Consider the following 22,517-nt stretch of genomic DNA (forward strand, 5'->3'; position numbering starts at 1 on the left):
CTAGACTCGGACTGTGAGCTACGAAATCCCCGCCAAGGTATCCGACGTCTTTGACCCCGCCCGGTGGCGCACCGTGTCCGGTTTCGACGATTTCCAGGACATGACATACCACCGGCAGGTGGAGCGTTCCGCGGACGGCACGGTGGTGCGGGACCTGCCCACCGTCCGCATCGCGTTCGACCGGCCCGAGGTGCGGAACGCCTTCCGCCCCGGCACGGTGGACGAGCTGTACCGCGCCATGGACCACGCCCGGATGACCCCGGACGTGGCCACAGTGCTGCTCACCGGCAACGGCCCCTCCGCCAAGGACGGCGGCCACTCCTTCTGCTCCGGCGGCGACCAGCGGATCCGCGGCCGTGACGGGTACCGGTACGCAGAGGGTGAAACGCAGGAGACCATCGACCCCGCCCGCGCCGGCCGGCTGCACATCCTTGAGGTCCAGCGGCTCATGCGCACCATGCCCAAGGTGGTCATCGCCGTCGTCAACGGCTGGGCCGCCGGCGGCGGGCACTCCCTGCACGTCGTCTCCGACCTCACCATCGCCTCCCGCGAGCACGGCAAGTTCAAGCAGACCGACGCCACAGTGGGCAGCTTCGACGCCGGCTACGGCTCGGCGCTGTTGGCCCGCCAGATCGGCCAGAAATCCGCCCGCGCGATCTTCTTCCTGGCCCGCGAATATTCGGCCGAGGACATGGTCCGGCTGGGCGCCGTGAACGAGGCCGTGGACCACGCCCGGCTCGAGGACGTGGCGCTGGAATACGCCGCGGACATCGCCCGGCAGTCACCGCAGGCCCTCCGGATGCTCAAGTTCGCCTTCAACCTCGCCGACGACGGGCTCGCCGGCCAGCAGGTCTTCGCCGGCGAAGCCACGCGCCTGGCGTACATGACGGACGAGGCGGTGGAAGGCAAGGAAGCCTTCCTGGAGAAACGCGATCCGGACTGGTCCAAGTTCCCGTACTACTTCTAGGGCGGCCGCTGTGACTTCTGGAGCCATGAACATCGAGCCCGCCCTGACCGCCCTGGCCGCTGCCCTCCGCGGCGAGGGCCCCGCCGTCGAGCTCTCCGCCGGACCCGACGGTTCGACGATCGTCGAACTGGTCGAGACACCCGGTTTTGAGGACGCCGCCGCCGTGGTGCGGACCTCCGGGTCCACCGGCATGCCCAAGGCGCCCGTCCTGACGCTTGAGGCGCTGGCGGCCTCGTCGATGGCCACCGCTCTGGCGCTCAGGGGCGAAGGCCAGTGGCTGCTGGCACTCCCGGTCCAGTACGTCGCCGGCCTGCAGGTGCTGGTCCGCTCACTCTTCGCCGGCACCCGGCCGTGGGTCATGGACCTCAGCGGCGGCTTCACACCGAAAGCCTTCACCGCCGCGGCGCTTGAGCTCACGGACAAGATCCGGTTCACCTCGCTCGTCCCCACCCAGCTGCAGCGGCTGCTGGACTCCCCCTCCGCCGAAACCCTCGCGGTGCTCAGGCGCTTCAATGGCATCCTGCTCGGCGGCGCCCCGGCGCCACCGCGGCTGCTAGCCGCTGCGCGCGAGGCCGGCGTGCGCGTGGTGACCACCTACGGTTCCGCCGAAACCTGCGGCGGCTGCGTGTACGACGGCGTCCCGCTCGACGGCGTCTTGGTGGAGCTTGCCGACGACGGGCGCATCCTGCTCGGCGGCGCCACCATCGCTGCCGGCTACCTGGACTCCCCTGAACTCACGGCTGGTGCGTTCGTCAAGGAGGGCGGAGTCCGCTGGTACCGCACGAACGATCTCGGCGAGCTGGCTGCTGACGGGAAGCTCACGGTCCTGGGGCGGGCCGACGACGTCGTCATCACGGGCGGCGTGAAAGTCTCCGCCGCGCATGTACAGACGGAGCTGGAGAAGCTCGACGGCGTGCTGGCCGCCTTTGTCGCCGGCGTCGCCTCCGCCGAGTGGGGCCAGGCCCTCGCCGCGTACGTTGCGGTGGCGGACAGCTCCCCGGAGGGCATCGAGGGCTTCACCGCCGGTGCCCCCTGGGCGCCGATCCTGGGCCGGCTCGCCCCAAAAACCATGCTTGTCGCGGGTGAACTGCTGATGCTGCCCAACGGGAAACCGGACCGGCTGGGCATGATTGTTCGGCTCCACGAGCTGCATCAGGGAAAATAGACAGGCCGGGCACTCCCGGTTTAGCCAAATCAACGCGAGGTACTGACCGTGGCAACAGCCGCTCAATGGATCCAAGGCGCCCGACTGCGCACCCTGCCGGCCGCGATCGCGCCCGTCCTGATCGGCACCGCGGCCGCGTACGAGATGGACGCGTTCCGTCCGCTCAACGCCGCCCTGGCCGCTCTTGTGGCCCTGCTGCTGCAGATCGGCGTGAACTACGCCAACGACTACTCGGACGGCATCCGCGGCACCGACGAGGACCGGGTGGGCCCGCTGCGGCTGGTCGGCTCGGGCGCCGCGAAGCCCGAGCAGGTCAAATACGCTGCCTTCGCTGCGTTCGCGCTGGCGATGGTGTTCGGCCTGACGCTCGTCATCATCACGCAGGCGTGGTGGCTGATCCTCGTGGGCATCGGCTGTGTCCTCGCGGCCTGGGGCTACACGGGCGGCAAGAACCCCTACGGCTATCTCGGCCTGGGCGATGTGTTCGTCTTTGTGTTCTTCGGGCTCGTGGCCACGCTCGGCACCACCTACACGCAGGCCGGCCAGCTGAGCCTCGCCGCCATTATCGGTGCGATTGGCACCGGCCTCATTGCCTGCGCCCTGCTGATGGCCAACAACGTCCGCGACATCCCCACCGACCGGAAAGCCGGGAAGAAGACGCTGGCGGTGCGGCTCGGCGACAAGCATGCCAGGGAAAGCTACGTCCTGATGCTCGCCGTCGCGGTCCTGCTGCCGATCGTGCTCGCGCCGGGACGGCCGTGGATGCTGATTGTGCTGCTGCTGATCCCGGCCTGCCTGATGCCGTCCTGGCTGATGATCGCCGGGCGGCGGCGCAAGAGCCTGATTCCGGTCCTCAAGCAGACCGGACTGATCAACCTCGGCTACGCCGTGCTGTTCTCGCTGGGCCTGGTGCTGAGCCGCGGGTTCTAGGAGTCCTTCGGGCGGTTCTCCGAACGGACGGTGACGTCCGGGTGGGCGTCGACGAGGCGGTCTTCGGCGTCGGCGTCGGCTACTTCACCGGAGCTGCGCAGCGGCTTGGCTTTCCCCGAGAAGCGCTGGCGGAGCGATGCTGCCGCCTCGTCGCGCTGTTTCTGGAAGAACAAGTAGCTGATGGCGAAGGCCATCATGCCGGCGCACAGGACTGCGAGGAGCCATCCGAGCCGCAGGTAGACGAACAGCGCGAAAAGCGGCGCGAAGAGCGCCAGACGGATCAGGGAGTATTTCAGGAATGCCACAGTTCAAGTTTAGCCGCCCGGCAGGTGTCCCACCCCACGGGCGTGGTCCGATGGCTGATTCTTCCCCGGTCTGCGTCGCCGGCCCAGGGGCCTGACGAAGCCGGAGACTCCCCCGGAGGCTAGACTGGACATATGCTCCGTGTAGTCGTTATCGTCGCCGTTCTTGTCGTATTTGTCTACGGACTCATCGATGTGATCCGCACTGATGCACGCCAGACCAAAGGCATTTCCAAGCCGGCATGGATCGTGGTCCAGATTGTCCTTCCGGTGATCGGCGCCGTCCTGTGGTTCCTGATCGGCCGCCCGCGCGGCATGGCCCCGGCCCCCGCCACTTACAGCCACACCATCGCACCCGACGACGACCCGGATTTCCTGCGCCGGCTCGAAATCCGCCGCCGCAACCAGGCCGAGGCCGACCGGCTCAAAAGGCTCAAGGACGAACTCGATGCCAAGGAGCCTAAGCTCGACGGCGGCACCGGCGGAGCCCCTGGATCCGGCGAGGCCGGCGACGCCCACGGTTCCGGCGACGCCGGCGCTCAGGGCACCGACGAGGTCAAATAGGGCTTCTCCGGCCCCCTGCCGCTGTTCCCTTCTCCTGGACCCAAACAGGGTTGCGTGCGATGCCCCATCTCGGGTCGAGACGTCACCCGTTCGCCACACATGGCCGCTATGCCAGCCCTCATAGCGGCCATCTCCGCCGAACGGCCATCACCTAACCGCACCCATGCATGCCGCCCGCAATTTCCTACTCTTTCCCCACCCCTTGCCCGCCCTGGGGGTCGAGGACCACTGCGCGGAAAAGTAGCGCTAGGCATCAAAATGACCAAGACGTTCACGGGGCGCGTATGGGTTCTGGCAGACTCTTTTGGATCCCCGCGGTGATGGGCGCGCGGTTTTAGCGTCCGCGGCACTGGTCCCACCTTCCACGGGCCGCGAACACCGGCACGGAGGGCGGGCTGTGGGTGAGCTGTTCGGGGAAGTGGCATGTGGCCGGCTTTTGATTGGCTCCAAACGCCGCAGCGCTGACGCTGTGGTCTGGCGATCGGCTTACCCCCTCGTGGCTGCCGCGGGACCACCATTGCCTTCGAGTGCGCTCTGGCAGGGGGTGGATGCCCTGATCATTGCTCTCGTCCCTGGCCTGAACATAGCGTCGGGAATCATCCCGGGGAGCGGCGGAATGGCCGGAGGTGCGCGGCAGCCACGTATCCAAGCTGATCTGAACAGGGGGCCGCACGGGGGCAGAGTTCGGGTCACATCCCTGGAGGTAGGGGGCGTAGGCTGGAGCCGGACCGCTTTGGAGTGCGGTTGGCCGAAGGAGGCACGCGATGATGGGCGGGTACGGGCCAGGGGCGGACTGGTCCTGGTTATTCTGGCTGCTCCCGGTCGCAGTCGCCGTTTTAGTGGCGGCTCTCGCGGCCCGGGCTTTATCCGGTGGCACCCGCCGAAGAGGACCCGGACCGACACCGGGGCAGGACCGCAACGCCGCCGCGGGCAGGAGCAACGCACGAAGGATCCTCGACGAACGGTATGCTGGCGGCGAGCTGGGCACGCAGGAATACCGGGCTCGGTTGGTGCTACTTACCGACCGGGGGACACCACCAGAAGAGCCGGGGGTACATCCGCGCAACGGCGGCCGGCGAGATCAGCCAGCGGTGCTGAGTCTTCCGGAGCTGAAGCAACGGGCCGTGTCACTGCTGATAGCAGCCGACGACGCCGTGCGCTCCAGCGAGCAGGAAGCCGGATTCGCGCAGGCCCAGTACGGGGACGTCTCGGTTGCGCCCTTTGTGAAGGCCCTTGCCGATGCCAAAGGGAACCTGAGCGAGTCCTTTAAACTCCAGCAGCAGCTCGACGATGCTGTCCCGGACACCGAGGAACAGCAGCGGGCGTGGTACACGGAGATCATCAGGCGCTGTGAGTCGGCCGACCAAGCCTTGGCCGAACAGAAAGCCTCCTTCGATTCCCTGCGGGAACTGGAAAAGAACGCGCAACGGGCCCTCGAACGGCTCCGGGCCGGCAGCGCTGAGGCAGCGGCCACGGTAGAGGGCGCGGAGCACAGCATGACCGGGCTGCGCGTACGGTACTCCGATGCGGCGGTCGCACCGGTCTCGGACAACATCGTCCAGGCCCGGGAACGGTTGAAATTTCTGGACACCGCCGCGCGGACTGCACAGCAGAAGCTCACTGAGGCTGACTCGGGGGCCGCGGCTGTCGCTGTCCGCGCTGCCGAAGAAAGCCTGCATCAGACCAACGTCCTGGTTGAGGCCATCGTCAAGGTCTCGCGCGACCTTGACGCCGCCCGGACCAATCTCGACCGCGCGGTGGAGGATGCCGCACAGGACCTCGCCCAGGCCAAGGCCACCATGGCGGCCGGCCAGCACACCGACCTCGCCGGCCCCGTCGCAGGCGCCGAGGCGGTCCTGAGCCAGGTGCAACAGCAGCTGCAATCCGGAAGGATCGACCCGATCGCCGCGCTGCAGCGCATGGAAGCGGCGCGCCAAGGCCTGGATCAGGCCCTCTCCGGGATCCGGAACCAACAGGACCAGGCGCGGCGCGCCGGGCAGGCACTCCAGCAGGCCATCATGAATGCACAGGCCCGGATCTCGGCAGCCTCGGACTACATCGCCGCCCGCCGCGGCGGTGTGGGACCCGGGGCCAGGACACGCCTGGCCGAGGCGCAACGCAATTTGGACACCGCGCTCTTCAACCAGCAGACGGATCCTGTAACGGCGCTGAGCTACGCGCAGCAGGCCGGCGCTCTGGCGTCCCGGGCGGCAGAGCTCGCCCAGAACGATGTGCAGGGCTTCGGCGGCCTGGACAACCGGGGGTACGGCGGCGGCATGTTCGGGGGCCGCGGCTGTGGAGGGGGTCTCGGCGGAGCCGTTCTGGGCGGGATTCTGATCGATTCGATCCTGCGCGGCGGCCGCGGCAGTGATTCCGGGGGCAGCGACAGCTTCTGATCCGTCACGTGTTGGTTCATTTCGGTCTGTCGATGTCATCAGTTCCCCCGATCGACCTCGTGTCGGGTCGGGGTAGCAGAAAGATTCCGCAAACGGCAGTAACAGTCCTTGAAAGGCAGAAGATATAGGCAACACACCATGGCAAAGCAGTCGATCTTCGGGCTGGCCGCCCGAAAGGCCGTCTCCTGTCACCCCGGCCAACGCTGACCCGGCAGCGTTCTGCGGCGCCGGCTGGACCCGCTTGGCCAGTACTTGCGGTTTCTGTCACCACCGCCCCCTCGCCTCGAGCAGAATAAGGATACGCGGGCCCCATGAAAGTTCTGATGATCATTAACGGTGCCGCCTACGGTCAGGACGCAACCTATAACGCGCTTCGTCTGGCCGCATCGATGGCCAAACGCGAGGACGTGAGCATGCAGGTCTTCCTGCTCGGCGACGGCGTGACCGTCGCCATGTCAGGGCAGAAGACACCCGAGGGCTACTACAAGCTCGACCGGATGCTGTCGGTCGTGGCCCGCAACGGCGGACAAATCGGCTGCTGCGGCACCTGCATGGATGCCCGCGGCATCACCGAGGCCATGCTGACCGAGAACGCCCAGCGGTCCACGCTGAACGCACTCACCGACTGGACCCTGGCCGCCGACAAGGTGCTGGTGTTCTAGTGGGCGGCCAGGGCCAAGGCCCCGATCAGACCGTGCTGGTGCTGGGCGGGGGCATCGGCGGCGTGGCTGCGGCTAACCGGCTCAGACGCCGTCTGGACCAACGGCACCGGTTCGTCCTGGTCAACCAGGACCCGGACTTTACCTTCGCGGCCTCCTATCTGCGGGTGATGTCCGGTGATCGCCGTTCCGAACAGGTCACGGGACCGCTACACCTGCTACGGCGGCGGGGCATCGAGGTGGTCATCGGCGACATCGAGGCCATCGACCCCGGCACGAAAAGGTTCGCCGGACACAGCTGCTGCTTCATCGAAACCGGCTACGGCAAGGCCGCCTACGGGTCGGGCGACTTCTACGCCCAGCCCGACCCGGCGGTCAAGGTCCGGCCACCGAGCCGCCACCGGCACCTGGGCAAGGTCCTGTTCGAGTACAACGTCCTGCGAAGGTGGCTATGAACACCCCCATTCCGGCACTTACCCCGACGTACCTGGACTACAACGCCACCACCCCCGTGGACCCGCGCGTCCTGGAGGCCCTGCTGCCACTGCTCGGAGCAGACTTCGGTAATCCCTCCAGCGACCATTTCTTCGGTGAGGCGCCGAAGGCCGCGCTGCGCCTCGCCCGCGGCCGCGTCGCCGCGCTCCTCGGGTGTGGCGCCCAGGAGATCATCTTCGCCGGCAGCGGCTCGGAAGCCGACGCCCTGGCGATCCGGGGACCCGTAATGGCCGCCGCCACGAAAATGAACGGGCGGACCGCGCACGTCATCACGCAGGACACCGAGCACCCCGCCGTCCTCGCCGCGTGCCGGGCACTGCAGGACTGGCACGGGGTCGAGGTGACCTACCTGCCGGTCGACGGCCACGGGCTCCTCGACCCGGGCGACGTCGCAGCAGCCATCACCCCGGACACCGTCCTAGTCACGATCATGCACGCGAACAACGAGACCGGCACCGTCCAGCCCCTCCGGGAGATCGCCGACGTGGCCCACGCACACGGCGTCCTCCTGCACACCGACGCCGCCCAGAGCACCGGGAAAATCGCCGTCGACGTCGGGGCGCTCGGCGTTGACCTGCTTACTGTGGTCGGGCACAAGATGTACGCCCCGAAAGGCATCGCGGCCCTGTACGTGCGCAGCGGCGTGCGGGTCACCGCGCTGATCGGCGGCGGGGGTCAGGAACGCGGGCTGCGGGCCGGTACCGAGAACGTCGCCTTCGCCGCCGCGCTCGGCGCCGCCGCCGAGCTCGCCGGTACGGCCCTGGCCGCCGGGGAATTACAACGGCTCGCCACGCTCCGGGACCTTCTGGTCGCGCAACTGGAATCCCTGCTGCCGGGCCGGGTCCACCTCCACGGCCACCCGGGCCAGCGGCTGCCCAACACTGCCAACCTGCGCATCGACGACGTCGCCGGGCACGAGGTCCTCGCCGCCGCGCCGCAGATCGCTGCGTCCACCGGGTCAGCCTGTCACTCCGGCGCGCACGAGCCTTCCCCTGTCCTGCTGGCGATGGGCATCGACCCCGGCGGCGCACTCGGCGCCATCCGCCTTTCCCTCGGCCGCTGGACGCATGAGCAGGACGTCGCGGGCGCCGCCGACGCCATCGCCCGTGCGGTCAGAAACATCGACGCACGCCGCTGAGCCTCCACCAGTCGCTGCGTTGCCCCGGCGGGGATTCTCCTGTCCCGGGCAGCGGCCACGGAGGACGAACACCATGACGCAAGTGCTTCATTTAGGCCTGCCGGTGATGATCGGTGGCGCGCATCCGGACCGCGACCAGGACGCCGGATGCCCCGGTGAGGGCGGCGACGACGGCGACGGCTGCCGGGATCCCGTAGGCATCGGCGAGGATGCCGGCGAGCAGCGCGCCGACGGCGAACCCGCCGTCGCGCCACAGCCGGTAGATTCCCACGGACCTGGCCCGCCACGCCGGGTGGGCAACGTCGCCGATGGCCGCCAGGAGCGTGGGGTAGACCATTGCCGTGCCGAGGCCAAGCAGGACGGCGGCGGCGAGCCAGATCCCGAAGTCCTGGCCGACGGCCACCATCGCCAGCGCGGCGGCCTGGACGAGCATGCCGCCGACGATCAGCCATTTCCGCCCGTATTTGTCCGACAGCGCCCCGGTGACGAGCTGCCCGGCGCCCCAGACCGCAGGATAGACGGCGGCGAGGATACCGATCTTTTCGATCGTCAGGCCGGCGGCGGCGAACAGGACGGGGAAGAGGCCCCAGGCGAGGCCGTCGTTGAGGTTGTTGACCATGCCGGCCTGGCTGACCGAGGAGAGGGACCTGTCCCGGAAGCTGGTGAGGGTGAAAATTTCCCGGTTGCTCAGGTGTCCGTGGGCGCCGGCGTGGGCGGCCGTATGGTTTACGGCTTCGAGCCGGGCGTGGCCCCGGGTTTCCTTCACGGCGAAGACGGAGAGGCCGAGTCCCAGCGCGATGTAGGCGGCGCCGAGCAGGAACGGTCCGGGGCGCAGCCCATAGTTGGCCGCGATGTAGCCGGTGGCGAGGGCGGTTCCGGCGACGCCGAGGTAGCCGGCGGCCTCGTTCAGGCCCATGGCCAGGCCCCGCTTGGACGGGCCGACGAGGTCCATCTTCATGACCACAGTGGTGGACCAGGTCAGTCCCTGGCTGATGCCGAGAATCACGTTGGCGGCCACGATCCAGCCCCAGGACGGTCCGAAGATCAGCAGCAACGGCACGGGCAGGGCGATCAGCCATCCGGCGATCAGCACGGGTTTGCGGCCGTAGCGGTCCGAGAGGGTCCCGGCGAAGTAGTTGGTGCCGGCCTTGGCGAGTCCGAAGGCCAGGATGTAGGTCAGGGCGGACGTGTAGAGATCCAGGTGGAAGACCTGTCCGGCCAGCAGCGGGAGCACGGTGCGTTCCTGGCCGAGGGTGCCGCCGACGAGCGCATTGACGGCGACCAGGAGCATGAACTGGGCAAGGTTCTGGCGGAGGCCCAGGGTGATGGGTGGCCGGGTGCCTGTGCCGTTTTTCGCGGTAGTGGTGTCGTGGCTGCTCATTTGGAGACCGCCATGCCCGTGCCGGTTTCGACGTCGCGGCCGGCGGCTGACGCCCAGTCTTCGGGTCCGCCGTTGAATACCCCAATGCCGGTGCGGCCGGACGCGGCGAGGATGCTTGCTCCGCCCATGGCGCGTTCACCATGGCCGCACATCACGATGACCGGGCCTGCGGGTGCGCCGGCGAGATTCTCGGCGAGGTGGCCGAGTTCGATGTTCACCGCGCCGGGGACATGCCCTGCCGCGTACTCGCCGGTCTGGCGGATGTCGAGCACGGTGGCCCCGGCCTGCAGCCGGTCAATCATTTGCCCGGGCTCGATCAGGGACACCGCGTCTGCACCCGGGTGTCCCTGCGCCCAGGCGGGGTAGCCCCCGTCCAGTTCACCGGCGAGGGTGTCGAAGCCGACCTTCGCCGCGGCGGTGGCAATGTCGGCGGGGTCCTGTTCCGGGCCGCGGACGATGACCACGGGTCGGTCCGGGGTGGCGAGCCATCCAAGCCACGTGGCGAAGACGGGGCGGAACGGGATCGAGAGCGAGCCGGGGACGTGGCCGGCGGCGTAGTCGGCGGGCTGCCGGGCGTCGATTACCTGCGCGCCGTCGCGGATGAGCGTTCCAACGGTTGTAGCCGACAGCGGCGTGAGGCGTGGCGCTTCCCGCAGGACGGCAGGGCCGCGCTTGTTAATCTCGCCCAGGCGAAGGAAATAGTCGGGAAAGGTCCCCAGCGTACCCAGTAGTGCATCGACGAAGGCGTCTTCGCCGTCGACCTGCAGGAGCGGGTTGGTGGCGCGCTCGGCGCCGATGGTCGTAATCCGGTCGCCGCTGCCGCCGGCGGAGCAGAAGGAGCCGGCCCCGTGGGTGGGCCAGACCGGCGTGGCGTCGGGGAACTCCATCAGCTTCTGCAGGGACCGGTACTGGGCCCGGGCCAGGGGTACTGTCATGTCCGGGCTGACCAGATCGGTGCGCCCGGCCGTGCCGACCATCAGCGAGCCTCCGGTGAAGATCCCGGCCAGATCCCCGTCGTCGAACAGCAGGTAGGACAGGTGCTCCGGGGAGTGCCCGGGGGTGTGCAGAGCCTGCAGGGTAAAACGGCCCATCTCGACGGCCTGACCGTCGGTGAGTCCGGTGTGGGCGAAGCCACGGGGGCCGACCCCGGGGGCCAACACGGTGGCGCCGTCAATCTCAGCAAGTTCAACGACGCCGGAGATGAAGTCTGCGTGCAGGTGGGTTTCCACCGCGTAGGCGATACTCAATCCGCGCGAGGAGGCCTCGGCGCGCACCTGGCGCAGGTCTCGCTCCGGGTCCATGACTAGAGCGCGGCCGTCACCGAGGTCGAGCAGGTATGTCGAGTTGCCCAGTCCCTCGTCTACGACGGGGATCAGATTTAAGGAGCCCATGGTTCTCATTCCTTCCGCACCGGGGCGTGCCCCGGCGGTAGAGTGGCATTCCAGATATACATGGAATAGTATTTGTTCCAGTATTACATGGATCTTTGGAGGAGCAAGTGGGAGACAAGGCCAGGAAATCGGAACTCTTCGAGGAGTTCGCCAGGGTCGGCAAGGCCCTGGCCAACGGCAAGCGGCTGGAACTGCTGGACCTGCTCAGCCAGGGGGAACGGAGCGTGGAAACCCTTGCGGCCGCCGCCGGGCTGGGGTTAAGCACCGCCTCCGCCCACCTGCAGGCCCTCCGGCAGGCCGGACTGGTTACCACCCGGCGGGACGGCAACCGGATCCACTACGACCTCGCCGGCCCCGATATCCTCCAGCTCTACAGCCTGCTCCGTTCTGTTGCACAGGAGCACGTGACCGGCGTCGAATCCAAGCGCGTCGCGTACCTGGGACTGGAGGGCGCACGGGCCGGCGACGAGGAAGTCACACGCGAGGACCTCCTGGCCCGGGCCGGCGCGGGAACAGTGACGGTGCTCGATGTGCGCCCCGACGAGGAATACCAGGCCGCCCACATCCCCGGCGCCCTCTCCATCCCGCTCGAGCAACTCCGCGACAGGCTCTCCGAACTGCCCGAGGACCGGGAGATCGTTGCCTATTGCCGCGGCGCCTACTGCGTCCTGGCCTACGAGGCCGTGGACCTGCTGCACTCCACCGGCCGGAGAGCCATGCGGCTGAACGAAGGAATGCTGGAATGGCGCCTCGGCGGCCTGCCGGTCGAATCCGGCACGGCCGCCTAGCAAGGGGACGGCCGACGATTCCGTGACCAAGGACCCTGTTCGCTCGATGCTCATCAGGCAAAGGTGTAAGCAAGCAGCGGTCACAACTGCAGAAAAAGGAGGTCCGGGCATGATGTCCGGATGGTATGGCGACTGGGGCATCGGCGGCTGGGTGGTCATGGCGCTGATGATGCTGCTGTTCTGGGGAGGTGTGGCGACAGTGGTGATCCTCCTGATCCGCGGCGGACAGCCCGGCGGCTGGGGATCCTACGGGACCCCTCACGATGACCCTGAGCGGATCCTCAACGAACGCTTCGCACGCGGGGAAATCGACGCAACCGAGTTCAATGAACGCCGAGCCGCTCTCAGAAGCAAGCCGTGAAAACACTGTCCCGCAAAGCGCAGGTCCTGCTCGGTGTCATCGCGACCCTTGTTCTGACCGCGTTGTCCATGACGGCCATAGTTCTGATGAACGGTGGAACGAATCCGGGAGGCTCCGGGTTTCCCGGGGCCGCCCGGTGCACGGCGCCGAGCCTCGCCGGCACTGTCGTCAATGTCACGGCCAGTGACATGGGAGGGTTCATGATGGGCGGCTCCGGGATGCTGCGCGGCAGCATGCAACTGACCGCCGGCCGGGTCACCGTGGCACGCGGCGAGGTGTCATTCCTGGTAACCAACGCCGGCAACACCGGTCATGAGATGATGATCCTCCCGCTGGCGGACACCCGGACCGCAGGAACCCGCCCGGTGGGCCGGGACGGAAAAATCGACGAGGCCGGCAGCCTGGCCGAGGCCGCCGCTACCTGCGCCGAAGGCGAGGGCGACGGGATCCTCCCATTTGCGGCCGGATGGATCACACTTGACCTGCCGCCCGGGCGATATGAGCTGTTCTGCAACCTGCCCGGCCACTACTGGGCAGGGATGTACACCCAGCTCACCGTGACCTAAACCGGCCGGAACGCATCAGAAGACGAGCACATTCTCCGCCCCCAAGGTCCAGCCGGCGAGCTAGTCCAGCACGGACCGCCGGGCCACTCAACAACAGACCCCGACCCAACCTCGGAGATGACACGCACGCCGAATACTCTGCTGAGCTCCCGAAAGCCTTTGAGGACTTCAGTGGCGTATCGCCATCGAAGATGGATATCGAAACACGATATCGTCAAATGGATTCTACGATACCTCCGCCGCCCCCTTCGGGCCGGAGAGGAATTCGCGGCCTAATCGGCGTCCTTAGTCCGCCCCGCGGGGAAACCACCACGTCCTACCGGGGCCATCTAAACCGGTCACGGTCACCCGACCGAACAACAGATAGACGTGTCTCTGAATCGTTCGTTCGCAAGACACTCCAGGGCATGTTCGAAAAGGCGCGGAAACACGGAGCTCATTTTGTAATACTTGCCGTGTACTCGCCTATGTAACGTTCTACCGGCTGTCCGGATGCCGGGCAAGTTTCGGCGCTTTTTCGTTCATTCCGGACCGGGCCAACTGCAGCATTCGCCGCTTGGAAACACCCGTGCCCGCGATATCGACCTCGCCCAGACGCAGGGCCGCGATTTCGGACACCCGGTCAAGCGCCTTCACCATCGACCGACCCGATGGATCTCTGCGTGGCGGGTGACGCCACAAATCCAATTGGGACCGCCGCCCCTGTCCGGGAGCCAGAAGCACCCTATCGAGAGCCGCAGCCTGATCACTTGTCACCACCGCGGCGAGAGCATCATGTAGCCGGGATTCGGCCTTCTTCCTGACGCCGGCCACTTGGTCTCGGAGGGTGCTTACTCCCGGCAATAGCACGCGGCGCCCGCGTAGCCAGGCCGCCGCCGCGAAAAACAGCGTCTTCGGCCCCGCGTCACTGGTCCACGCCTGCCGGTCCACCCATTCCAATAGCTCCGTCTCCATCGAGGCGTAGGTGACGAAACCGTATACCTCGGCGATCTCCCACTGGTGCTCGAACCGAGTCTGCTTCCGTTCCACGTACCGCTTCACACACGACGGATCGGCCACGCCGACCTGCACCGCAACAAAATCGACGACAGCGGTCGGAATATCGACGGGATCATCCAGGAAAGCACCCAGATGACGAACGGTCACAAGTTGGAGTCCGAAACCGAGCCGGTTGTGGTCGCCCCTCCGCTTCGCCACCAACTCGCGATCCAAGTCATCGAGGAAGAAAAACCGCTCCAGCACCGACTGTTCCGGAGCTTCATGCGCATACCGCCCGTACGCCGCCTCTTCGGCAGCCGATAAATATTCACCAGCCATGCTCTCTCAACGATCGACGCTAGCAATCGTTGCGATCGGTTGATCCTTAGCGCTACTTTTCCGCGGAGTGGTCCTCGACCCCCGCCCTGTGGATAAACCCCTGGCACCCCGTCAGGCGGGAGCAGAATGCTCATATGCACCATCCCAGCGAGCTTCCCCCGCATCTTCGAAACCAGCCCTTCACCGTGGCCCAGGCCCGAACCGCCGGGCTGAGCCGACGTCGGACCCGGGCTCAAGATCTGCTCAGCCCGTGCTACGGAGTGCGGGCCACGGCCGTCACCCCTGACAACTTGCTGGAACGCCTGCATTCCCTGGCTGCTGTCACCGGGGCAGTTGTGAGCCATCTGTCTGCGGCAGCGTTGTGGGGATTCCCCCTGCCGCAGTCCTTGGAGAACCTGACAGCCGTCCATCTGACCAGCCCGCCGGGCAAGCGAGCTGTGCGGCGTCGGAACGTTGTTGGCCATGAGCTGTCACTGGAACCGGCGGAGGTCGTGGCCGGCGTCAGGGTGAGTTGCACGTCCCCGCTGCGGACGTGGTTCGACCTCGCCGGCATACTGAACCTCGATGATTTGGTGATTGCCGGGGACTTCCTGTTGCGGCGGAGGAACCCGCCGGCCACAATCGATGCACTGGACGAATTCCTCGCCGGGAAGAAAGCCAGGCCGGGCTACCGGCGCGCAATTCGTGCCCGCGCCCTGATGCGCGCCGGCACGGACTCCCCTAAAGAGACAGAGCTCCGGCTACTTCTGATCCGCTACGGCCTGCCCGAACCGGGAATTAACGTCCCGATGTTCGACGCGACCGGCGGCTGGATCCAGGACCCGGACCTGTCCTATGAGCAAGAAAAGATAGCAATCCAGTACGACGGCGCGCACCATGCCAATCCGGCGCAGCGTCGCAGCGATATCTTCCGGGATGAGAACGCTAGGGATGCCGGGTGGCACGTTGTCGTATTGACCCAGTGGGATTTGACCCCGTTCTCCCCGGGCATGGAGCCGACTGCAGTTATCCGCGTGCGCGCCGCGCTGACCGAGCGCGGCTGGACGGGTGCCACTGGTCCGGGGCCAAGAGTGAGCCGGAATGCCCGCCACGCCCCGCGCCCATCCGACGCAGATGGCCGCTAAACGGGATTCCATAGCGGCCATCTGTGGCGAATCGCGGGCCGGGGATTGGGCTACAGCCCGGAGTAGGAGTGCAGGCCGTTGAAGAACTGGTTCACGATAGTGAAGTTGAAGACCACACACAGGTAGCCGACAATCGACAGCCATGCGGCACGGGTTCCGGTCCAGCCGCGGGTGGCCCGGGCGTGCAGGTAGCCGGCGTAGACCACCCAGATTACGAAGGTCCAGACTTCCTTGGTGTCCCAGCCCCAGAAGCGGCCCCAGGCCTTCTCGGCCCAGATGGCACCGAACATGAGCGTGAAGGTCCAGCCGACGAAGGCGATCGCGTTGATCCGGTAGGACAGGTTCTCCAGGCTCAGCGCGGACGGCACAAGCCGCATGAAGCCCAGCTTGTCCGCACCGCCGGCCGCGATGGTCTTCTGCCGGTGCGACTGCACGAGTTGGAGGGCGGACATGGCGAACGTCAGGGTGAACAGCGCGGAGGACATCACGGCAATGGAGACGTGGATGATCAGCCAGTAGCTCTGCAGCGCGGGAACGAGGTGCCCCACCGGCGTCCAGAAGGCCACGGACGCCGCGACGAGCATGATGATGGCCAAGCCAATGACGAAGGTGCCAAGGAAGCGCAGGTCGCGCCGGATCAGCACCATCAGGAAGACGGCCACCGCCACAAACGCGCCGGTGGTCAGGAACTCGTACATGTTGCCCCACGGCACCCGGCCCGCGCCGATGGCCCGCGTGATGACGCCCGCGGCGTGAATCGCCGCACCCAGCACGGTCAGGGCGACGGCGACCCGGGCGGGGACGCGTCGTTCGGCGGCGTAGCGCATGGCGCCGTCGGCGGTCTGGCCGATCCCGGCGTTACCCGCCGCAGTGCGCGAAACGGACGACGACGGGCGCTCGGCCCGTCCGACGGGCCCGGCCACATCCGAGTCGGCGCGGTCCGCGGCACCCGGTGAGGCACCGACGCCGGCCGCGACCGGAACGCGGGCAGCCTCAGCACCGGAGAGCCCGGCAGCCTTGAGGTCCACCGCGCGCAACACGTTGCTGCTCTTGGCCAGGTCCCAGGCAAAGGCGATGAACGCCACCGTGTAGGTGCCCGCCGCGAGGAGCACAAACAGCTCGCTGTACTGGCCCATGGTTTCGTTGATGGGGAGCATTACTGGTCCTTCTTTGACTCGGGCGGGCCGGCTGATGACGGGATGAAGCCTGCTGCGGGATGGTCCGGGGAGGGCGGCTCCTGGCCGGCACCGGACATATCCGATTCCGCCCGGCCATTATCCGCCTTCCCGCTGGGAGCTGACTGGGAACCGGTGGCCGCGCCGTCAAGATCCCAGGCGCCGGCCAGCATCCTGCGGATCGTGGCGGACTCCCCGGCAAGCCGGTGGTCTTCGCCGCGGGCCAGGAGCCCGTATTCGACCATGGTGCGGCCATCCTCGTGGGATCCGGTCCGGACCCAGACGCGGCGGCGGTTCACGTACAGCGAGGTGACCAGGCCGGCGACCGCCAGGAGCGCGAAGATTAGGGCGTAGAGCTGGCCCGGATTGTGGTGGATGTCGACGCCGACGTAGCGCTTGACGCCGTCGAAGCTGATGGAGCCCTTGCCGTCCGGCAGGGTGTAGCTGGCGCCAGGCGAAAGGGTGATGCCGCCGGCGTCGAGGTTGCGGGCGTTGAGCGGTGTGAGCTTCTTGACGTCGAGCTCGAAGACGTTCTGCGGGGCGCCGTCGTCCAGCCCGAGGTCGCCGTAGTACGAGTTCAGGGTCAATTGGGGGTTGAACAGCTCGGGATCACCGCTGAAGGACACGCCTTCCTCGGTGACAAACGCGGTGGGCAGGAAGAAGCCGGCGAAGGCGAGCTGCTCCGGTTTGGCGTCCGGGACCTTGATGACCGCTGAGGAGTAGTAGTTGTCGCCCTGCAGCTTGGCCACGACGGGGCCCTGCATGGCGACGTTGCCGGCGCCGTCGCGGATGGTAACTACGGGTGCGTAGCCGTTGCCGGTGAGGTACATGCTGGTGCCGCCCAGGGTCAGCGGGTCATTGACTTTCAGCACGTCCTTCTTGGCGGGTGCGTCCGGGGTTTCCTTGGTGGTCACATCGGCCTTGAAGTCGATGGGCTGGCCGAACTTACCCTTCGATTCCCGGTCGAACGTGACCTGGAACTTGTCCAGCTGGACCGAATAGGGCTGCAGTTGACCGCTCTGGAAGTTGGTGCCCGGGGTGAATTGGTCGTAGCCCACGAGGGTGTTCACGAAGGTGTCGCCCTCCACCAGGATCCGCTGCCCGCTGTAGCCGAACAGGCCGCCGACTGCGATGGAGACCAGTACTCCGATCAGTGAGGTGTGGAAGAGGAGGTTGCCGACTTCGCGCAGGAAGCCGCGCTCGGCACCCAGGGACGGCCGGGCGCCGTCGCGGTCCCGGACGTCGATGCGGTAGCCGCGCTTCTTCAGCAGCGCGGCGGCGTCGGAGATGGCGCGCGACGCCGGGATCCCGGCGTCGGCGGGGATCACGAGCGTTCCATATTCGGGCAGCCGCGAGAGGCGTGCGGGGGTGCGCGGGGGCTGGGAGCGCATCGCCTTGTAGTGCGCGATGGCGCGGGGAACGACGCAGCCGATCAGCGAGATAAACAGCAGGATGTAGATGGCCGAGAACCACGCCGAGGAGTACACGTCGTAGAGCTGGAGCGAGTCCAGGATCCTGCCGTAGTCCGGGTGGTCCTTGATGTACTGCGTGACGATCGACGGGTTGGCGGGCCGCTGCGGGAAGAGCGAACCGGGCACGGCGGCCACGGCAAGCATCAGCAGCAGGAACAGCGCAGTGCGCATGCTAGTCAGCTGGGTCCAGGCCCAGCGGAGCATGCTCAGCGGGCCGAGAGTCGGCAGGACAGCTTCCGCCTTCGCGGCGGCCACAGGGCCGGCGCCGTCAGGCTTTGCACTGTCAGGCGTGCTGCCGTCAGGCGTGCTGCCGGGGGCCGGGGACTTCTTCTTTACGTTCACTCGCTCGCTCATCAGATCGGCAATTTCACATCGTTTTGGAACCAGTACTGCAACTCGGAAACCCAGGTTCCCCACACACCGCTGGCCATCAGCAGGCCCAGCACAATCAGGATGCCGCCGCCGGTGCGCTGGATGGCGAGCCGGTGCTTGCGGAAGAAGGACATCACGCCGATTCCGCGGCGCACGGCCAGGGCAATCAGCAGGAAGGGAATGCCCAGGCCAAGGCTATACACGAATGCCAAGAACGCGCCCTTGGCCGCCGAGGATCCGCCGGAGAGGCTCAGCAACTGCACGGCCGAGTAGGTCGGGCCGATGCACGGCGCCCAGCCCAGCCCGAAGGTGATGCCCAGCAGGGGCGCGCCCCACAGCCCGGCCGGCGGCTTCGCCTGGATCTTGGCATCACGCTGGAGCCAGCCGAATCCGCCCATAAAGACGACGCCCATGATGATCACCAGGACACCCAGCACCTGGGTGATCCACTTGTTCTGCGAGCCGGTGATCAGCGTGCCCAGCTGGCCAAATGCCCCGCCGAGCAGCACGAAGATCACCGAGAAGCCCAGGACAAAGAGCCCGATTCCGGCGAGCATGCGGCCGCGCTTCTGCTTCTGGAGGTCGACGCCGGTCAGGCCGGTGACGTAGCCCAGGTATCCCGGCACAAGGGGCAGCACGCAGGGCGAGAGGAAGGAGACGAATCCGGCCAGGAGCGCCACGGGGATGGCCAGCAGGAGCGATCCGCTCAGGATGGCTTCGGCGAAGGGGCTGTTCACGGTCTGGGCCGTCCGCTACTCGGCCACGGCTGCGGCGATGAGGGACTTGAGGGTGCCCTTCTGGATCTCGCCGAGGACGCGGGACGCTACCCGGCCCTGTTTGTCCAGCACGAGGGTGGTGGGGACGGCGCCCGGCGGAACGAGGCCGGAGACAGCCAGCAGCACCGCACCGTCCTTGTCGTTGAAGCTCGGGTAGGTGAGGTTGAAGGACTTGTCGAATGCATCCGCGGTGGCCTTCTCATCGCGGAGGTTCACGCCGAAGAACTGCACGCCCTGGCCCTTGAACTCCTGGTGCAGGGCCTCCAGCGAGGGCGCCTCGACCCGGCAGGGGGCACACGCGGCGAACCAGAAGTTGAGCACGGTGACCTTGCCCTGGAAGGCATCCGGCGTCACGGCGGTGCCATCGAAGAGCGAGCCCTTGATGGCAATGGGCGTCTTGCGGTCCGCCACGGCAAACTCCGTCACCGAGCCGTCGCCGGCCACGTAATTCTTGTTGTCGCCGGCCTTGGCCTGCTTGGCCAGCGCATCCTCCTGCGCGCAGCCGGAGAGCCCCAGCACGACGGCGAGCGCCGCGCCTCCTGCTGTCAGGACGCTGCGGCGGGACAGCGCCGGGTTGGTGACGGGAGAACTCGTGCCGCCCACCCTAGGCCCCCGGGGTGCTCGAGGCACCGGGAAGAAGGGCGGCAGCCGGCTCGCTGTAGTCGACGCGCACGAGGTTCCCGGCGTCGTCGAACACCAGCGAGGTGAGCGAGGTGAGCGTGCATGCGCGTTTGCGCGGGTCATGCCACAGGGGCTTGCCCTCGGCGCTGAGCCGGGTGGCCCAGATGGGCAACTGGTGGCTGACGAGGATGGCCTCGGCGTCCGGTCCGCCGAGTTCGATTGCCCGAAGGCGCGCATCCTGGACGGCGGCGATCACCCGGGCCGCCTGTTCCTTGTAGGGCTCCCCCCAGGAGGGCCGGAGCGGGTTGCGCAGCATCGGCCAGTGCTTCGGCTTGAGGAGTTCGGCCTTGGTGACGTGGACTCCCTCGAAGTAATTGGCGGCCTCGATAATCCGGTCCTCGGTGGTGATCCCGAGGTTGAGCGCCTCGGAGATGGGCTGTGCCGTCTCCTGCGCGCGGGTCAGTGGGGAGGCGGCGAGGTGGACGATCTTCGCACCCTGCGCGGCCCGCTCACTGAAGTGCTCCGCCAGCGTCCGGGCCATTTCCCGGCCGAGCTCGGAGAGGTGGAACTCCGGCAGCCTTCCGTACAGGACACCGTCGGGATTGTGGACCTCGCCGTGGCGGAGCAAATGAACAGTGGCTTGGGGCATGTGTACCAGTTTCGCAAAGATGTCGGGCGATTTGAAATCTTCTACGACAGGTAGAACTGACGAGTTTGGAGAAATGTTCCCCCCGGACGGAATAAAAGATGCAAATGCATGTTTATACTGGGTGAAGCAGTTAGTTGAGACTTCAACAAATGAGGTTTCAACCAACGATCAGACCTACCGCACCACCCACCCGACTCAAGGAGAAACACCATGGCACTTCCCGTCAACGTCACCACCGGCACCTGGACCCTCGACAACTCGCACAGCGAGATTGCCTTCACCGTCCGCCACGCAGGCATCAGCAAGGTACGCGGCCAGTTCAAGGATGCCGAAGCCACCCTGGACCTCGCCGAGAACGTCGCCGACTCGAAGGTCAGCGCCACCATCAAGGCCGCGAGCTTCGACTCCGGCGACGTCAACCGCGACGGCCACGTCCGCGGCGAAGACTTCTTCGACGTCGAGCAGTTCCCGGAAATCTCCTTTGTCTCCAACAGCATCGTCCCCAAGGGTGACGCCTACGAACTCCAGGGTGAGCTCACCATCAAGGGTGTTACCCGCCCGGTGGCCCTTGAGACCGAGTTCAACGGCGTTGCTGTCGACCCGTTCGGCAACACCCGCGCCGGCCTGTCCGCCGAGACCACCATCAGCCGCAAGGACTTCGGCCTCACCTGGAACGCAGTCCTCGAAGCCGGCGGAGTGCTCGTCAGCGACAAGGTTGCCGTCAGCCTCGAACTGGCCTTCATCGCTCCCGCAGCCTAGCCAGGAACCTTAGGCCGGCCTGGGATTCACGCAGGCCGGCTCCGCGGCTTGAACCCGCCGGCAGCCCGCTCCATCCCCGTGATGGAGCGGGCTGCTGTGTTCAAGCAGGCTTGGCCACCGCGGCTGCCGCCGGGGGTGGTGCTGGAGGTGGGGCTGGACTGTCTCGGGCCCCGTCTTTCCGGTTGTCCCGACATCGTCCGCCATCGGCTCAGATTCCTAGATATCGGCACATTCGCGGTCTACAGTGAGAGCCATGAGCAACCCTAGTGATGTACCTCCGCCGCAGCAGCCGGGTGCCCAGCCGCCGCAGGACAACAATGTTCCGCCCGCCGGCTCCGAGCCGCCCCAGGTAACACCGAAGGTCCCCGAGGGCTACCAGCCGCCGCAGGGGTACCAGGCTCCGCCGGGGTACGGCCAGGCACCGCAACAGGGCTACCAGGCTCCGCCGGGGTACGGCCAGGCTCAGCAGCAGGGCTACCAGCCGCCGCAGGGCTACGGCCAGGCACCGCAGGGCTACGGCCAGGCTCCGCAGGGCTATCAGGCTCCGCAGGGCTATCAGGCTCCCGGCCAGCAGGGGTACCCGCAAGGCCAGCCTGCGCCTGCGGGCGGATTCCGCTTCGAGATGCCGACTGACCGTCCTAAAAACTTCAACGACGTAATGCCCCGGGGCGGCTTCTCCGGCATGTTCACCGTCACCGGGATGCCGACCGAACTCAAGGTTTCCTACTGGGTCTGGCTTATCGGCGGGCTCCTGGGCCTGCTGGGCGGCATCATCGGCCTGTTCGGATCATTTGTGCTCTTCGCGTTCGCGCCTGGCGTGGGACTGGTGGTCCTGCTGCTGGTGCTCGTTGCACTCGCGCTGGCCGCCGCCCAGATCATCCTGGCCATGAAGATGAAGGAAGGCCGTGAATGGGCCCGGTTCGCCCTCACGATCGTGGCCGGCATCTCCCTCGTGCTGACCATCATCAGCGCCAATGCCGTGGACGGACGGGGCACCAGCTGGCCAGGCTTCATCGTCAGCCTCGCGGCAACCGTGTTGATGTGGCTGCCGAATTCCCAGGCCTGGTTCGCTTCCATCCGGGGCCGCGCCTGATCCGAGGTCGGGCAGAAGCCGACAAAAGCGTATATGAGAGGCCGCTGCAGGGCGTC

The 22,517-nt window shown here is 67.0% G+C and carries 23 protein-coding genes; 14 read left to right on the top strand and 9 right to left on the bottom strand.

From position 1 onward, the window contains the following. Window positions 1-13: 13 nt before the first annotated feature. Genes ACZYZE_RS05025 through ACZYZE_RS05035 form a run of 3 tightly spaced genes read left to right on the top strand, consistent with a single transcriptional unit; the run spans window position 14 to window position 3,062 of the window. Window positions 14-967: a 1,4-dihydroxy-2-naphthoyl-CoA synthase gene (locus tag ACZYZE_RS05025; protein WP_459317443.1), complete on the top strand. Its 954-nt coding sequence runs from the start codon at window positions 14-16 to the stop codon at window positions 965-967. A gap of 25 nt (window positions 968-992) precedes the next feature. Further along, complete coding sequence (locus tag ACZYZE_RS05030; RefSeq protein WP_463906574.1) at window positions 993-2,132, top strand: AMP-binding protein; 1,140 nt, start codon at window positions 993-995, stop codon at window positions 2,130-2,132. 48 nt (window positions 2,133-2,180) lie between these two features. Continuing rightward, a complete protein-coding gene (locus tag ACZYZE_RS05035) occupies window positions 2,181-3,062 on the top strand; it encodes a 1,4-dihydroxy-2-naphthoate polyprenyltransferase (RefSeq protein ID WP_459317442.1) in 882 nt (293 codons plus the stop codon). Here the strand turns inward: ACZYZE_RS05035 and ACZYZE_RS05040 are convergent. Then, the gene (locus tag ACZYZE_RS05040; RefSeq protein ID WP_459317441.1) at window positions 3,059-3,367 is read right to left on the bottom strand and encodes a DUF4229 domain-containing protein; all 309 of its coding nucleotides are present in this window, start codon (window positions 3,365-3,367) and stop codon (window positions 3,059-3,061) included. The genes ACZYZE_RS05035 and ACZYZE_RS05040 overlap by 4 nt on opposite strands. Window positions 3,368-3,499: 132 nt before the next feature. Here ACZYZE_RS05040 and ACZYZE_RS05045 point away from each other — a divergent pair, with 132 nt between their 5' ends. From ACZYZE_RS05045 to ACZYZE_RS05065, 5 genes are all read left to right on the top strand, one after another. Continuing rightward, complete coding sequence (locus ACZYZE_RS05045) at window positions 3,500-3,928, top strand: PLD nuclease N-terminal domain-containing protein (RefSeq protein ID WP_459317440.1); 429 nt, start codon at window positions 3,500-3,502, stop codon at window positions 3,926-3,928. A 1,124-nt stretch (window positions 3,929-5,052) separates the two neighbouring features. Continuing rightward, complete coding sequence (locus ACZYZE_RS05050; RefSeq protein WP_463906577.1) at window positions 5,053-6,324, top strand: coiled-coil domain-containing protein; 1,272 nt, start codon at window positions 5,053-5,055, stop codon at window positions 6,322-6,324. A gap of 311 nt (window positions 6,325-6,635) precedes the next feature. Then, entirely contained in the window at window positions 6,636-6,986 is a 351-nt protein-coding gene (locus ACZYZE_RS05055; protein ID WP_463906580.1) for a DsrE/DsrF/TusD sulfur relay family protein, read from the top strand. Next, window positions 6,986-7,438, top strand: a complete 453-nt coding sequence (locus ACZYZE_RS05060; RefSeq protein ID WP_463906583.1) for a hypothetical protein — start codon at window positions 6,986-6,988, stop codon at window positions 7,436-7,438. Before ACZYZE_RS05055 ends, ACZYZE_RS05060 begins: the two co-directional genes overlap by 1 nt. Continuing rightward, window positions 7,435-8,616 (top strand): cysteine desulfurase family protein, encoded by a 1,182-nt coding sequence (locus tag ACZYZE_RS05065; RefSeq protein WP_463906586.1) that lies wholly within the window; start codon window positions 7,435-7,437, stop codon window positions 8,614-8,616. Before ACZYZE_RS05060 ends, ACZYZE_RS05065 begins: the two co-directional genes overlap by 4 nt. A gap of 91 nt (window positions 8,617-8,707) precedes the next feature. Here ACZYZE_RS05065 and ACZYZE_RS05070 read toward each other — a convergent pair whose 3' ends face one another. Beyond that, on the bottom strand, window positions 8,708-9,997 hold the full coding sequence (locus tag ACZYZE_RS05070; RefSeq protein WP_463906590.1) for an MFS transporter: 1,290 nt from the start codon (window positions 9,995-9,997) through the stop codon (window positions 8,708-8,710). Then, window positions 9,994-11,388 (bottom strand): MBL fold metallo-hydrolase, encoded by a 1,395-nt coding sequence (locus ACZYZE_RS05075; RefSeq protein ID WP_463906591.1) that lies wholly within the window; start codon window positions 11,386-11,388, stop codon window positions 9,994-9,996. The genes ACZYZE_RS05070 and ACZYZE_RS05075 overlap by 4 nt, the downstream gene beginning before the upstream one ends. A gap of 95 nt (window positions 11,389-11,483) precedes the next feature. Between ACZYZE_RS05075 and ACZYZE_RS05080 the strand changes: the two genes are divergently transcribed. The 3 genes from ACZYZE_RS05080 to ACZYZE_RS05090 all read left to right on the top strand — a co-directional run bounded on the left by ACZYZE_RS05080 (window position 11,484) and on the right by ACZYZE_RS05090 (window position 13,103). Then, window positions 11,484-12,176 (top strand): ArsR/SmtB family transcription factor, encoded by a 693-nt coding sequence (locus tag ACZYZE_RS05080; protein ID WP_463906593.1) that lies wholly within the window; start codon window positions 11,484-11,486, stop codon window positions 12,174-12,176. A gap of 109 nt (window positions 12,177-12,285) precedes the next feature. Further along, on the top strand, window positions 12,286-12,537 hold the full coding sequence (locus ACZYZE_RS05085; RefSeq protein ID WP_463906595.1) for an SHOCT domain-containing protein: 252 nt from the start codon (window positions 12,286-12,288) through the stop codon (window positions 12,535-12,537). Continuing rightward, window positions 12,534-13,103: a sulfocyanin-like copper-binding protein gene (locus ACZYZE_RS05090; RefSeq protein WP_463906597.1), complete on the top strand. Its 570-nt coding sequence runs from the start codon at window positions 12,534-12,536 to the stop codon at window positions 13,101-13,103. The genes ACZYZE_RS05085 and ACZYZE_RS05090 overlap by 4 nt, the downstream gene beginning before the upstream one ends. Before the next feature lie 477 nt (window positions 13,104-13,580). On the opposite strand, the gene ACZYZE_RS05095 is transcribed toward ACZYZE_RS05090, so the two are convergent. Continuing rightward, window positions 13,581-14,420, bottom strand: a complete 840-nt coding sequence (locus ACZYZE_RS05095) for a DUF4158 domain-containing protein (protein WP_463906600.1) — start codon at window positions 14,418-14,420, stop codon at window positions 13,581-13,583. 134 nt (window positions 14,421-14,554) lie between these two features. On the opposite strand from ACZYZE_RS05095, the gene ACZYZE_RS05100 reads away from it, so the two are divergent. Continuing rightward, window positions 14,555-15,544, top strand: a complete 990-nt coding sequence (locus ACZYZE_RS05100) for a hypothetical protein (RefSeq protein ID WP_463906601.1) — start codon at window positions 14,555-14,557, stop codon at window positions 15,542-15,544. Window positions 15,545-15,594: 50 nt separating this feature from the next. Here ACZYZE_RS05100 and ccsB read toward each other — a convergent pair whose 3' ends face one another. The 5 genes from ccsB to ACZYZE_RS05125 are packed head-to-tail and all read right to left on the bottom strand — an operon-like array spanning window position 15,595 to window position 20,609. After that, the gene (gene ccsB / locus ACZYZE_RS05105; protein ID WP_463906603.1) at window positions 15,595-16,701 is read right to left on the bottom strand and encodes a c-type cytochrome biogenesis protein CcsB; all 1,107 of its coding nucleotides are present in this window, start codon (window positions 16,699-16,701) and stop codon (window positions 15,595-15,597) included. After that, window positions 16,701-18,545 carry a cytochrome c biogenesis protein ResB gene (gene resB / locus ACZYZE_RS05110; RefSeq protein WP_463906604.1) on the bottom strand — a complete coding sequence of 615 codons (1,845 nt, stop codon included), beginning with the start codon at window positions 18,543-18,545 and terminating at the stop codon, window positions 16,701-16,703. The genes ccsB and resB overlap by 1 nt, the downstream gene beginning before the upstream one ends. After that, window positions 18,545-19,300, bottom strand: coding sequence for a cytochrome c biogenesis CcdA family protein (locus tag ACZYZE_RS05115; protein ID WP_463906605.1), 756 nt, complete (start codon window positions 19,298-19,300; stop codon window positions 18,545-18,547). Before ACZYZE_RS05115 ends, resB begins: the two co-directional genes overlap by 1 nt. Window positions 19,301-19,315: 15 nt before the next feature. Then, entirely contained in the window at window positions 19,316-19,942 is a 627-nt protein-coding gene (locus tag ACZYZE_RS05120) for a TlpA family protein disulfide reductase (RefSeq protein ID WP_463906607.1), read from the bottom strand. Between the two features lies 1 nt (window position 19,943). After that, window positions 19,944-20,609 (bottom strand): histidine phosphatase family protein, encoded by a 666-nt coding sequence (locus ACZYZE_RS05125; protein WP_459317434.1) that lies wholly within the window; start codon window positions 20,607-20,609, stop codon window positions 19,944-19,946. 210 nt (window positions 20,610-20,819) lie between these two features. Between ACZYZE_RS05125 and ACZYZE_RS05130 the strand changes: the two genes are divergently transcribed. Both ACZYZE_RS05130 and ACZYZE_RS05135 read left to right on the top strand, forming a co-directional pair. Next, complete coding sequence (locus ACZYZE_RS05130; protein ID WP_463906608.1) at window positions 20,820-21,368, top strand: YceI family protein; 549 nt, start codon at window positions 20,820-20,822, stop codon at window positions 21,366-21,368. Between the two features lie 253 nt (window positions 21,369-21,621). After that, entirely contained in the window at window positions 21,622-22,461 is an 840-nt protein-coding gene (locus ACZYZE_RS05135; protein ID WP_463906610.1) for a hypothetical protein, read from the top strand. Window positions 22,462-22,517 lie beyond the last annotated feature (56 nt).

The sequence above is a fragment of the Pseudarthrobacter woesei genome, from assembly GCF_055412745.1.